The sequence below is a fragment of the Anaerobacillus alkalidiazotrophicus genome (assembly GCF_001866055.1).
In genome coordinates, this window is the sequence record NZ_MLQS01000027.1 from 16,454 (window position 1) to 29,788 (window position 13,335).

Sequence of the window (13,335 nt, forward strand, 5' to 3'; positions counted from 1 at the left end):
TTCGACTCAAACGATTATTATTCTCAACATTTAAATGAGGTGTAACAATGATTGTACTAAAAAAAACATATCAAGAATTACTTCTAGAAAATGAACGTTTAGCTTCTAAATTAGAAGAAACTGAACAAATCCTTAACGAAAAAAATTCTTCAATTAATTCATTTCTTCAAACAATGGATAACAATTTAGCTAATATATTAAATCAACATGATTCAGTAAATAACCAACATACTATATTAGCTGAGTTAGTAGAGAAGCTTAAATACCATTTCGAAAACGTAAATGATATTAGTGTTCGGGCTAACAACAACTCCGTTAATACATCAGAAAAAGGAAATTCCTTAATTAGGGCTACAAATGAGATGGTAACCAAATCTCAAGAAGGACAAAAAGCTATGGAAAGAGTACAAGCTCTCATTCATAAATTAGGAGATGAAGCAAAACAGACTTCATTAAGTATGTCGCAACTTGGGTCTCGTTCTAAAGAAATAGAGGGAATTGTTAATGTAATAAGCGATATTACAGAACAGACTAATTTATTAGCATTAAATGCCTCTATCGAAGCCGCTAGAGCTGGTGAACACGGAAAAGGCTTCGCGGTTGTAGCAAATGAGGTTCGAAAGTTAGCAGAAAATACTTCATTAAGTACTCGTTCAATTACAGAACTAATTAAGCATATGCAACAAGATACCGAAAAAGCTTTACAAGATGCTAATACTAATTTAGAAGCCGTTAATGAAGGAATGAAACAAAGTAATACAACATCAAAAAGTATCGAAAGTATCTTATCTGCGATTAACCTAGTTCAGGACAACGCACAACAATTAATTGCATCTATCGAAAATCAACAAACATATAGTAAGGAAGTAATGGACCAAATCGTTATGACTAAAGAAACTTTTGAAAATGCAAATGAAATGATTGTAAAACACATTGAAGATGCAGAAATTGTAGATATTAAACTACAAGAAGGAATTTCTGGTATCAAATCTTTTACTAATTAAATAACAGACATTAAGAACAAAAGTATTTCACAAAAAACAAGACGGTTTACTAGGCTGTCCCTTTTAATTAGAAAAGTATAGCTTAGTGAACCGCCTATCATTAACGAAAATAATCACACTTCGATTATTCTGTGTTTCTTTCATTAGCTTCTATATAAATACTTCTACTTGGAAACGCTACAGATACTCCATCACCTTCAAGAATTTCCATAATTTTTAAATTGATATCTTCTTTTACAGCCAAGAATTCTCCCCACACAGTTGTTTTTGTGAAAAAATATATGAAAATATCTAAGCTACTATCATTAAATACATCAAACTTCACAAAAATAGTTTCTTGATCAACTTCCGTGTGGTTTTTTAACAGTTCTTCTATATTCCTGATAACTAATTCAAGTTTTTCTTTAGGTGTTGAGTACGTCACACCCAAATGAAATGAAACTCTCCTTTTCCCCATCTTAGTCCAATTTGTAATAGGTTCATTAGAAAGAACCGAATTAGGAACCGTAACGATTGCTTGAGAAAATGTTCGAACTTTTGTACTTCTAAACGTAATATCTTCAACCGTCCCTTCAACACTTGGCGTTTTTATCCAGTCACCAATTGAGAAAGGTTTTTCAGTAATAATTACTACTCCTCCAAATAGATTAGCAATCGCATCTTTAGCTGCTAACGCAAATGCAAGTCCACCTAGACCTAACCCCGCTACAAAACCATTCACATCGTAATCCCATTCTCCAGCTATGACACTTATGATTAATGCAATAATTATTACTCGAACTATTTTTGATAAAAATGGAAGTAAAATCTCATCTACTTCTAAATCTATTTTTTCACTTATCTTCTGAAACAATACAGACGAAGATGCCGATAAGTTAAATAAACCGTATCCTATAAGAAATATATTAAAAGAACGATACATTTGTAATATAAAAGCATCTGTTTGTTGTGTTAACGGCAAATATTTTAATGATAAATATGTACCTAAACCGACGAAAAATAACCGCACAGGACTTTCAAACGCTACAAATATGTTCGTTAGTAATTCTGTCGGAGTTTTTTTGGCAAACCTTAATAATAGTTTAAAAATATATTTTGTAAAAACTTTTCTAAAAACGTGAAACAAAATAAAAATACCGATGGCAATCCCAATATCCTCCCATTGGATTAACCAACCTAGTAAGTGTGAATATTCTTCAAACATAATGATCCCCCTTGCGTTACACAAACCTTACTCTAATAAATCATATACCTAGGAACTACTTTAATGCAACAAGTTAAATTCAATAACCTTTCTTCTAATTTCAAAAAGCGAAGATCATTAATTTGTTGATTTTTCTTAATATAATATTCAAACTTTACTCAATATTCATATATAAAATAAATTTGAATAATGATTAAATAAATATATGGTCAAACTGTGTAAATGCTTGATAGGAGGGTAGCGCATGTATGCAATAGAAGCAAAGAACGTTTCAAAGAAATATTTCAGAGGGAACCATAAAAATATCTTATTTGAAGACATGTCGTTCCACGTTATAGAAGGAGAAATTGTCTTTATTAGTGGTGAGAATAAATCCGGGAAATCGACATTACTTAAAATGATTGCAGCTATGACACCGCCCAATCGAGGTAAAATTGAGGTATTAGGAAAGGATTTATTATTTATTGAAAATCGTTCAGATTGGCGTTTGAAACATATAGGCTTTTTAACAAGTGAAGATTGCTTAATTCCTTACTTAACTATTCAGCAACAATTGTTAATGGGCCAAGATGACCAAAAATCGGATTTTGAGATATTTACTGAAGAAGCTAATTATATTTTATCAATTCTTGGTATTAGGGAAAAACAACTTACACAACTTCCTGATCAATTAAGTAAAACAGAACAATTAAAAATAACATTAGCAAGGGCTTTAATGACCAATCCTCGTATATTATTATTAGATGATTTCACTAAATTTTTTAACTCTGATGACCGATTTGATATATACTGTACACTTATACAGTTTGTAAAAAAACAAAATATTACTTTAATAATTACAGGAGAAACTGACCAATGTCCTATAGCAGACCGTATATTAAAGCTGGAAAATAAAAATCTGGTGGAATATGTAGATAATAATTATAAAGCGCTACTGCATTAATAGTATAATTCCAATGCATCGATTATTACGAATAAGCACACTCGGATTGCCCATGAGTGCAAGCGTGTACTTTTTGGTTCTACGAGGAATGCTTTATAGTAGTATTACTCAAACACACACACTATGAAACATTTAATAAAGCTGAACTTCAATCAGTGGGGGTTTCCCTTCATCCCCCACTGATTGTTAGTTTAACTTATTCCACGGGCATAAGAATAACTAATCATCAGCTTTCGCTGATGAAAGTTATTTCTATATCGGACCTTTAGGGGCAGTTAATCCCCCACCTAAACTTTTCGATTTTCTTCCGTTTTGAGGTGGGGGTCTTACTGCCCCTTAAGAGTGGGATAAACAAAGTCTAGTCTACCTTAACTTAGTTAAGAACCTTGTAGAGTTGGAGCTAGACACCTTTGAAAGTACAGATATCATATTCTTCACGTGTTAGAAAAGCGCAAGCGCCTTGGTCACGAGCAGCTGCTCCTGTGCCACTCCGTTTGCTCAAGAGCAAAGCTGCATGAAGCTAATCAACGAAGGATTTCAAGAGGTAATTGAACTCAGTTGCTTGACTGAAGTGACCGAGCTCGTAGGCTGCTTGCGCTAGACAGTTTCTAAGTTAGAAATTTTATACTTACCTTGTTAGAAAAACCCGGCTTATCGCCAAGTCCTATAGAGATAGCCTCAGTTTTTCTTATACTTTAATCCTTTAGCGAAGTTAAACTTTCTTAAAGTACAAAAAAGACGATACTTATATAAATATAGGTATCGTCTTTTTATTACTAGAATACAAATAATGCTAAAGCAACACCAATTACACCAATTAACATTAAGATATAAACTGGCATTTTCGGCATCTCACCGTTTTTCTCCATAGCTTTACCAAACATAAAAAATACTAATGGATGCACTAAAAACGGCATTGAGAAAATAAATGGAATTAAACCGGCAGCTTGATCCCCAAACATTCCTTCCTGAACAGCTGCAAATAATCCAAAGTGTGATATTGCTGCTGTTTGTGCCATAGCTCCGTATTCCATCGACATTGCACTTAGGCTAAGCAATGTTAGACCACCAAAAACAGCGCAAAGTTGAAAACCAAATGAAAATTGCATTAAAGCTTTGACTTCTTTATTATCTTGACCCTTTGCTACACGTAAATTCTTTAATGATAGGACAGTTAATAATACCCCTACAGCTACAATTATAAACGCAGGAACCAGCATTAATGAACCTCTTTCTGCACTCATTGCAAGTACAGAGAATACAAAAACGTGGCCGAAAAACGGAATATTGATCATGATTGGCGCACGACTTGCAGCATGTTTACCAAGGTCTCCAGCGGTACATGCTCCAGTTAAACCTGAGTGAGAAAGTGCCCCCGCCATCCCCGGAGCTAAATTACGAACATTTGATGTTTTCGCAAAATACATTAGTAAAGCAATACCACCAAACATCCAAAATAGTTGTCCGAAAAATCCGTATGCTAGGACCGAATTCATTCCTTGAATAGTAAACGCTTCACTTATTCTTGAACCACCAACCATAAAGTTTGCAGCAAGAACAACTGGAATCCCTGCAAACAGTAGGGATTTTACTGTTGGACCAAAACTGTACTTATAGAAGACAGCCCCAATTCCAGCTGCAATAAGCATTGCAAAGAAGATTTGTGGTAAAGCGATGATCGGTCTAATAAGTGCAGCAAGATTAAAGGAAAGAAGTAAAATACCAACAATCGCAAAAATTTCTAATACACCTTTACGAATATATAAATGCTTATTACTAATTTTTGCTTTATTATCTATTAAAATAATAGCGCCTACTATTCCAATATATGCAACAAGCGGATAATAACGACTAAGATCACCAGCATTATTACCTAATAATATTCTCACTAACCCTTCAATACCAAGTAATAAGAAAAATGAACGAAGGATAAAAACAAATTGTGTTCTCGTCGTACCTAGAAATGATTCTTCCTCTGATGGTACAATCATGTCTTCCCCTGAAAGTTCTTTACCACCAAGAATTTTCCTTAGTTCTTGGCCCCCAACAAAAAACGAGACAATAAGTGCAATAATTGTTGTTTTTGCGATAAAATCAACAATAGGAAATTCAGCTAGACCAGGTGAAGCAACACCTGTCGCAACTAAAATATACCCCATGGTCAATCCAAAAATAACAATAATTAAAATTGGTGAATACCTAGTACCCGCAACAACAGTACGAGAAATTAAAACCATTGGTATTAACAAAAATAAGGTCAACCAAAAATGGTTGAGCATTTGTAAGCTACCAACTTGTTCAATTATTCCTTCCATAAAATTAAGTTCTCCCCCTATCATAATATAAAATATTCTCGCAATCTATCATACATGTTTTTTCTCTTTTGGTAAATGGGAGAACGATGGAAATCTTCGATAGCCGAATGATTTTTTTTGTGAAGTTCTTCAAATAATCCCATTTTCAGGCGTATTACTTAGGTTTTTAGTTGGAAAAAATTATTTTTTTCTAGTCTTTCTTTTTACGAAAGGATGTGTTCCATTTCCATCTCTTCTAATTGTTTGTTTATATGCTTGATGTGTAGTAATCGCTGCCCCTGCTGCTATTATACCATTTGCTATTCCATTAACTGTAAACCCTAGAGTAAACCCACTTGCAAGCACCCCTATAAATAATAGTATCCATATAATGAGCCAGTCTGGGACCTTGGGCGTTCTCTTTAATGCATAACCAATTACCATTAATGCTGGCACAACGAGAGCTAGCTGATCACTAATTTGAATTTGTGTAAATATTTCTTCAAACATCCTCTTCACTCCCTTTTTTATTAGTTTATTCATAGGAAATAAGTATGGAACTGCTATTTGCTTATCTCAATCAAGATAAGCGCCCAAACCAATTTTTTAAATTCACATAAAATATGTGGAGAATACCATGTAAATATTGACCGAGGTGATAGTTTAGATGAGTAAAAAGAAAGATAACTTGCCAACCCCTTTTAGTGAAAAACCATTTGCAGATTTCTTGAAGTCTATAGACAATTTTTTCAATGAAGCATTTCGCAATTTCCAATTTGTAAGTGGTTTTCCAATTAAACAATATGAAACAAATAAACATTTCATCATCGAAGCAGAATTACCAGGGATTAAAAAAGAACAAATAAAATTAGATATTTATCGTAATCAAATAAAAATTAGCGTTCAAAACTCTGAAATAATTGAAGAAACAAACGATATTCAACAAACCTATCGCACTAGCCAATCAATTCAAGTAGCAGAAAGGGTAGTTTTGCTTCCATATAATATTTCTGAAGGAGAAATAAAAGCTTCATACCGTGATGGACTATTAAAAATAATATTACCTAATAAAAGACGAACTATTGAAATTGAATAACTAATTATTGAAGAGGGAGTGAATTTCAATGTTCATCCGAAACCAACACTATCCGTTCCCTTTATATCCTCACTACCCTATGAACCCTTATCATTATCAAAACCCATATCACCATCCGTACGGTTATTACGGTCAACCCCACCCATTTTGGTATCAGCAGAATATGTATCAAGGTCAAAATTCTACACCACAAACTAACCAACCAGGTTCTAACCCTCCGCAAGGAATGTTAACTGGAGCCGATGGGACTTTTGATTTTCAAAAAGCTATAAAACAGTTTGATGAAATAATGAAAGCCGCAAATCAAATGAGTCCAATTATGAAACAAATTGGATCGTTGTTTATTAAGAAATAGAAAAAGCTTGGGGAACCCAAGCTTTTTCTATTTCTATATTATTAAGCTCTTCAATCTGAGTGGTTTTCCATCAAACACCACTGTTGTTAGGTTATCTTACCCGCCCTTTATGGGATTAAAAATCGATTTACTAAGTTGATGCATTTTCTTTTTTGCGCATTGCTTCTGGTACATAAACACAAAACGGTTCGCTTTCTAAATAGTCACCCGTTACAGCATATGTCCTTGATCGGGAACCGCCACAAACAAAACGGAACTCACATATGCCACACTTTCCTTTATAAAGATCTGGGTTACGTAATTTCTTTAGTACTGGCGATTCTCGATAAATTTCAGCTAAGGATTTTTCTCTAACGTTACCAACGACTATGGGTAATAATCCACTAGGCATAACATCGCCTGTATGAGAGACAAATATAAACCCATTACCATCGTTCACTCCCTTTGGAGCACGTTTTAAACCGTCGATTAAATAAGCAGTATCTGTAATTGAATCTTCATAGCGAATATTTTCTTTATCAACAAGCTTTTCACGATGTTTTTGCTGAATAACAACCCTACGATAATGCTGTGCTGCAGTTGTTTTAATGTCGTAAGGAGCCGTTTTTCCTAATTCATATAGCCAACGAAATACTTTTTCATGTTCAGCCGGGGTTAAGCAATCGTCAATCTGCCCACGCCCAGTTGGCACAAGTAAAAAGATGTACCACATAACCGCTTTTAGCTCCCCAACTAATTTTGCCATTTTCTCAAGCGAATCATAATTATAACGGGAAATAACCGTATTAATTTGTAATGGCATATTTAATTCATTTAAGTATTTAATTTTTTCAACTGTTAGTTCAAATGATCCTGTTGTTCCTCTGAAATGGTCATGGATTTCTGGAGTTGGTCCATCAAGACTAATCCCCCATCTAGAAAGTCCAACATCTTTAGCCTTCTGCATCGCTTCCTTTGTAACATTATCTGTAGCACTAGGCGTCATAGAAACTCGCATTCCCTTTTTCACAGCATATTCTGCAAGATCGTATAAATCTTTACGCATCATACAATCTCCACCAGTGAAAACAAGCATCGGATTATTCATTTCATATATTTCATCAATTAGTTTAATACCCTCTTGATGTGATAACTCATCAGGATGTGGCTTTGTTTGAGCATCTGCACGGCAATGCACACATTTCAACTCACATGCCCTCGTTACTTCCCAAATAACTATAAAGGGGTCTTTGTTATAATCAATTGCTGCTCCTATTCCTCCTGGGTGACCTTTACCATGAGGGTGCCCACCACTTCTGTGTGGATGTCCCATTTCTTTTGGATGTCCCATTCCTTGCATTCTCATCACCAATCTTGTTTTATTTTTTAATCAAATTTTATCATTCATTGTTCTAGCCACTGCGATATTATATCTGGTTACGCCAAACCGTTTCGTAGCTATATATAGATTTAACAGTTCGCTTTTGCTAATAATGAATTCACTCTATAACTATTATTTAATTTCATATACGAAAATAAAGTCCCACCTAAATCTAATAGAGCTGGTAGTTTGAAATAGGTGATAGCTGCTTATAAAGTTTCTGTCTAGCAAAAATCTTTTAGCAACTAATAATTAGGTTTATATATACTTTACAGTTTTGATAGTATTTTTGTGACTACGTATAAAGATTATTATTTATTTAGTTTAATAACTGTGAATTTAATCACATAAATTTCTTGGTTAACACCGGCTTAGTAAAAAACGCCCATAACAATAAGGTTTTTAAATTATGTACATTTTATGAACTTAATAACTATAGATATTTCCATGTCTCTTTCAATCAAAGTATAACCTAGACATTATAATGTAACCCTCTAAATATATTCTGAAAACATAAAAACTTTGCCCTAGTTACCCTTTCCCACATAGGTAATCGCACTCTATTTTCGCCAAAATTGTTTATTTTCTGATTTTTATTTGCAAAATATTTAATTTAATACTCCATTACTATAAAAATGATGCTATATTAAATGCACAGAGAATTATTGCAACATAGAAATTAAGGGGGATTCATTTCATGTTTAAAAAGCTTCACACAAAAATGATTGTTACGTTTGCTTTTCTTTTATTAATCTCATTAAGTACTGTTTCTTTCATTAACTTTTACCAAGTTTCTACTCATATTAATAACGATGTTAGAAACCAAGCACAAGAGTTAGCTTCGGAACTTCAAAAACTATTAGACATGTACTTAAATCAATATAGCCTATCTATTGAACAGTTTAGTAAAGATCATTCTGTACTTGAATTTGTCGAGTCTATTGAGGCTAACGACAAACAAAATGCTCTTCATAACTTAAATGGAAACTTTACTCATTACCTAAGCATCTATCCAGAAATTCAAGCAATTTATGTTGGTGAAATTGATAAATCAATGAATATAGTTCCACACTTTGACCTTCCAAATGATTACGATCCAACTAGTCGACCTTGGTATATCGCGGCAACTCAATCACCCGATACTGTGATTTGGACCGAACCATACATTGATGTTTCAACAAACGAGTATGTAATTACTGCTGCAAAAGCAATAAAGGATAGACAAACCGGAAATATTAATGCTGTTATCGGTATCGACATCTCCCTTGATGAGTTGGAAGCTTTAGTTAGTGAAGTAAATGTCGCTTACAACGGGTTTCCGTTTTTATTAGACCAACATGGAAAGGCATTAGTTCACCCTACCGATAGAGGAGAAGATTTATCTGAACATTTCTTCATTCAAGAAATGTACACTTCTAACAACAACGGATTCATTGATTATTCCCAAGATGGCGTTGAACGGGTGTTAATCTATGACACTTTATTAACAACAGATTGGAAGGTCGGAACTGTTTATAATGATCGAGATTTAAGAGAAATAGCTACTACGCTTCGTAATACAAATATTATTATTTCGTTAATAATAATTTCTATTTCGATCATTATCATTTACATTATTTCTATTAATATCTCCCGTCCAATAAGTGTTCTTAGTAGAGAAGTCAGTAACGTTGCTAATGGTGATTTAACTGTTATATTTGAAGGGAAATCAAAAGATGAAGTAGGTCAGCTCACAAAAAATCTAAATGTAATGACGAGTAATATACGTCATTTAATTGAAGCAGTTAGTCATTCTTCTCATACAATAGGAAATTCATCTGAAGATTTAAGTGCTATTTCTGAGGAAACTTCAGCAACCAATGAGGAAGTTGCTAAAGCTGTTTCTGAAATCGCAAATGGCACTAGTGGGGTAGCTAGTACTTGTGATGAAACCAATCAACGGACAACAGAGCTCTCAATGCAAATTGAAAATGTAACAAAACAGATTACAAATATGAAAAAACTCTCACAACAATCCGGTATCGAAAATGAAAAGGGTATAAAGGAAGTAGAACGATTACGTATAGCAGCCAAAGAGTCAAATGAAATCATTCAGTCGGTTGAAACAGTAGTTCATAACTTAACGAATAAAATCAATGAGGTTGAAACAATTATGGATGCTATTACATCAATTTCTGAACAAACTAACTTACTAGCATTAAATGCCTCTATAGAAGCTGCGAGAGCAGGAGAACACGGAAAAGGTTTTGCAGTTGTAGCAGATGAAGTACGAAAATTAGCAGATGAGTCAGCAAAAGCAACCGTACAAGTTCGTCAAACGTTATTAACTATTCAAAACGAAGCTGGTGTTGCCGTTAATGAAATGGAAACGACGAAAGTGATTGCCAATAAGCAAAATCAATCAGTAGAAAGTACAGAGAAGGCTTTCACTACAATTTCAAATGTCACTAATAAAATGATTAGTGCTATTGATACTATTACAAATGAGGTTGCTGAAGTAAATAACTTTAAAGATGAGGTAGTGACTTCTATGCATCATATTTCAAGCATGATTCAACAAACTGCAGCATCTAGTGAAGAAGTAAGCGCATCTGCTCAAGAACAAATTATTGCTATCCAAACTGTAGCTGAACAAGCACAATCTTTAAGAGAAGCGAGCGAGCAATTAGAGGTATTAATTCGTAAATTTAAAGTATAATGAATTTGGACTTTTCTTTCGGTTCATTTCTCAAATTAATCCTAATTTAACAGTTATTTATTCACCTTTAAGATTATCAAAGGCACTCTATATTTAGAGTGCCTTTGACTTTATTTTTCATTTTCTTAACTAATCTTCTTTGTTCAAAGAGATAATTTTATCTTGTTTAATATTTGTTTTGCCTTTACGGTTGATTTGGATACTACTGCCTTTTTCTAAGTTTGTAAAAATAATTGGAGTCGCAATCGAAGGTACACGTTGTTTAACAAAATCAAGATCTACCTCTAACAAAAGCTGACCTTTTTCAACGAAATCATCTTGACTTACTAACGCTTTGAAACCATCACCTTTTAAGTTCACGGTATCTAACCCGAAGTGAATTAAAACTTCTAAACCTTCTTTTGATTGGAGACCAATCGCATGTTTCGTCGGGAAAAGGTTAACCACTTTACCAGATATCGGCGATACCACTTTTCCGTTAACAGGAACAACAGCAAATCCATCACCCATCATCTTCTTAGAAAATACCTGGTCTGGCACATCCGTTAATGAAATAATTTCCCCTTCAATTGGGTTAATTACAGCAGCGACTTCTTTTACAAAGAACTCACTTCGATCTCCAATTTCTTCATTTTCAAGAACATCAGGGAAAACATCTTCGATTTGTTCTTGATTTTCCAGCTCTGTAGATACTTCTTTTGGCATCGGCCTTTTTCCATCCATAATATCTTGCATTTGACCTTTAATCGTATCTGATTTCGGTCCAAAAATTGCTTGAATGTTATTACCTACTTCCATTACTCCAGCTGCACCTAACTTCTTTAAACGATTCTTATCTACATTTTTAATATCATTGACAGATACACGCAATCTGGTAATACAAGCATCTAGATGAGTGATGTTTGCTTTACCCCCCATAGCTTCAAGAACTTCATAGGGTAAGTTATTCTTTTGATTACCACTTTTATCACCTTTATCTTCTACCACTTCTTCGCGTCCTGGTGTCAACAGATTGAATTTAGTAATCGCAAACCGGAACCCAAAGTAATAAATAACGGCAAACACTAAACCAACTGGAATAACGATCCACCAAGCTGTACGATTTGGTAATATCCCAAATAAGAAATAGTCAATTACCCCACCTGAAAATGTCATCCCAATTTTAACATCTAACATATGCATGATCATAAACGATAATCCAGCAAAAATTGTGTGAATACCAAATAAGATTGGCGCTACAAATAAAAATGAAAATTCAATTGGTTCAGTAATCCCTGTTAAAAAAGATGTGAGGGCCGCTGAGGCCATTATACCTGCTACAACCTTCTTTTGATCTGGTTTAGCACAGTGATAAATAGCAAGTGCGGCTGCCGGAAGACCAAACATCATAAATGGGAACTTACCCGTCATAAATGTACCGGCTGTAAGTTCCACTCCATCTCTAAGTTGTTCAAAGAAGATTCTTTGGTCACCACGGACGATGTCCCCTGCTAGGTTTGTATAGGAGCCAAACTCAAACCAAAATGGCGCATAAAAGATGTGATGCAATCCAAAAGGGATAAGCGCTCGCTCAATAATACCAAAGATAAATGCTGATATTGTCCTATTTGCATCTACCATGTTATGTGAAAGAGCATTTAATCCTTGTTGAGCAAATGGCCATATAAATACCATTAATACCCCAACAACAAGTGCTGATACAGCTGTAATTATTGGCACAAATCGTTTACCTGCAAAGAACCCTAAATAAGAGGGTAGTTCGATTTCATAATATCGATTAAACAAATACGCAGCTAAAATACCAATAATGATACCACCAAAGACCCCTGTTTGTAAGGTTGGTATACCTAATACGCTAGCATATCCAGGATCTACAGCAACAAGGTCAGGAGTTACATTTAACAGTACACCCATTGTCACATTCATCACAAGGTAACCGATAATAGCAGCTAATGCAGCAACTCCATCTCCTTTGGCTAACCCAATGGCAACACCAACAGCAAACAGCAATGGTAAATTAGCAAAAACGACCCCCCCAGATTCTTCCATAACCGTAGCAATCATAGGGAACCATCCAGTCGTTAATGCAGGTATCCTTGCAATTAAATCTGGATTTTGCATTGCATTACCGACGGCTAACAATATACCCGCAGCAGGTAAAATAGCTACTGGAGTCATTAAGGCTTTTCCGACTTTTTGCAACACTCCAAAAGCGTTTTTCAAGTTATCAAACCTCCTAATCATATATATTGAATCAGTATGTATACAAAGATTAAAGTAGACTGATCCTTTCAAACTTACTATCCCCGAAAACCAAAATTTCACTCATTTGCTATTCAATAAGAAGGAATTTCCAAGTTTTCTTACATGAAATTTTCTAT

10 protein-coding genes are annotated in these 13,335 nt (G+C 34.3%); 5 read left to right on the forward strand and 5 right to left on the reverse strand.

What is annotated here, in order from left to right; translation table 11 throughout:
- Nucleotides 1-47 precede the first annotated feature (47 nt).
- On the forward strand, nucleotides 48-1,004 hold the full coding sequence (locus BKP45_RS23375) for a methyl-accepting chemotaxis protein (RefSeq protein ID WP_071390637.1): 957 nt from the start codon (nucleotides 48-50) through the stop codon (nucleotides 1,002-1,004).
- A 124-nt stretch (nucleotides 1,005-1,128) separates the two neighbouring features.
- Here BKP45_RS23375 and BKP45_RS15660 read toward each other — a convergent pair whose 3' ends face one another.
- The gene (locus tag BKP45_RS15660; protein WP_071390638.1) at nucleotides 1,129-2,208 is read right to left on the reverse strand and encodes a mechanosensitive ion channel family protein; all 1,080 of its coding nucleotides are present in this window, start codon (nucleotides 2,206-2,208) and stop codon (nucleotides 1,129-1,131) included.
- 244 nt (nucleotides 2,209-2,452) lie between these two features.
- Between BKP45_RS15660 and BKP45_RS15665 the strand changes: the two genes are divergently transcribed.
- On the forward strand, nucleotides 2,453-3,151 hold the full coding sequence (locus tag BKP45_RS15665) for an ATP-binding cassette domain-containing protein (RefSeq protein ID WP_071390639.1): 699 nt from the start codon (nucleotides 2,453-2,455) through the stop codon (nucleotides 3,149-3,151).
- Nucleotides 3,152-3,927: 776 nt separating this feature from the next.
- On the opposite strand, the gene BKP45_RS15670 is transcribed toward BKP45_RS15665, so the two are convergent.
- Complete coding sequence (locus BKP45_RS15670) at nucleotides 3,928-5,466, reverse strand: hypothetical protein (protein ID WP_071390640.1); 1,539 nt, start codon at nucleotides 5,464-5,466, stop codon at nucleotides 3,928-3,930.
- A gap of 180 nt (nucleotides 5,467-5,646) precedes the next feature.
- Entirely contained in the window at nucleotides 5,647-5,955 is a 309-nt protein-coding gene (locus BKP45_RS15675) for a phage holin family protein (protein ID WP_071390641.1), read from the reverse strand.
- 157 nt (nucleotides 5,956-6,112) lie between these two features.
- Between BKP45_RS15675 and BKP45_RS15680 the strand changes: the two genes are divergently transcribed.
- Both BKP45_RS15680 and BKP45_RS15685 read left to right on the forward strand, forming a co-directional pair.
- A complete protein-coding gene (locus BKP45_RS15680) occupies nucleotides 6,113-6,541 on the forward strand; it encodes an Hsp20/alpha crystallin family protein (RefSeq protein ID WP_071390642.1) in 429 nt (142 codons plus the stop codon).
- Between the two features lie 28 nt (nucleotides 6,542-6,569).
- Entirely contained in the window at nucleotides 6,570-6,896 is a 327-nt protein-coding gene (locus tag BKP45_RS15685; RefSeq protein ID WP_071390643.1) for a YppG family protein, read from the forward strand.
- Nucleotides 6,897-7,026: 130 nt separating this feature from the next.
- On the opposite strand, the gene BKP45_RS15690 is transcribed toward BKP45_RS15685, so the two are convergent.
- Nucleotides 7,027-8,235, reverse strand: coding sequence for a TIGR04053 family radical SAM/SPASM domain-containing protein (locus BKP45_RS15690; RefSeq protein WP_071390644.1), 1,209 nt, complete (start codon nucleotides 8,233-8,235; stop codon nucleotides 7,027-7,029).
- 718 nt (nucleotides 8,236-8,953) lie between these two features.
- Here BKP45_RS15690 and BKP45_RS15695 point away from each other — a divergent pair.
- Nucleotides 8,954-10,954 carry a methyl-accepting chemotaxis protein gene (locus BKP45_RS15695; protein ID WP_071390645.1) on the forward strand — a complete coding sequence of 667 codons (2,001 nt, stop codon included), beginning with the start codon at nucleotides 8,954-8,956 and terminating at the stop codon, nucleotides 10,952-10,954.
- A gap of 129 nt (nucleotides 10,955-11,083) precedes the next feature.
- Here the strand turns inward: BKP45_RS15695 and ptsG are convergent, their stop codons facing one another.
- A complete protein-coding gene (ptsG, locus tag BKP45_RS15700; RefSeq protein WP_071390646.1) occupies nucleotides 11,084-13,177 on the reverse strand; it encodes a glucose-specific PTS transporter subunit IIBC in 2,094 nt (697 codons plus the stop codon).
- Nucleotides 13,178-13,335 lie beyond the last annotated feature (158 nt).

What these genes read in the sequence shown, in the direction of transcription:
- BKP45_RS23375 (WP_071390637.1), top strand. Translation starts at nt 48, where the DNA reads ATGATTGTACTAAAAAAAACATATCAAGAATTACTTCTAGAAAATGAA.
- BKP45_RS15660 (WP_071390638.1), bottom strand. Translation starts at nt 2,208, where the DNA reads ATGTTTGAAGAATATTCACACTTACTAGGTTGGTTAATCCAATGGGAG.
- BKP45_RS15665 (WP_071390639.1), top strand. Translation starts at nt 2,453, where the DNA reads ATGTATGCAATAGAAGCAAAGAACGTTTCAAAGAAATATTTCAGAGGG.
- BKP45_RS15670 (WP_071390640.1), bottom strand. Translation starts at nt 5,466, where the DNA reads ATGGAAGGAATAATTGAACAAGTTGGTAGCTTACAAATGCTCAACCAT.
- BKP45_RS15675 (WP_071390641.1), bottom strand. Translation starts at nt 5,955, where the DNA reads ATGTTTGAAGAAATATTTACACAAATTCAAATTAGTGATCAGCTAGCT.
- BKP45_RS15680 (WP_071390642.1), top strand. Translation starts at nt 6,113, where the DNA reads ATGAGTAAAAAGAAAGATAACTTGCCAACCCCTTTTAGTGAAAAACCA.
- BKP45_RS15685 (WP_071390643.1), top strand. Translation starts at nt 6,570, where the DNA reads ATGTTCATCCGAAACCAACACTATCCGTTCCCTTTATATCCTCACTAC.
- BKP45_RS15690 (WP_071390644.1), bottom strand. Translation starts at nt 8,235, where the DNA reads ATGCAAGGAATGGGACATCCAAAAGAAATGGGACATCCACACAGAAGT.
- BKP45_RS15695 (WP_071390645.1), top strand. Translation starts at nt 8,954, where the DNA reads ATGTTTAAAAAGCTTCACACAAAAATGATTGTTACGTTTGCTTTTCTT.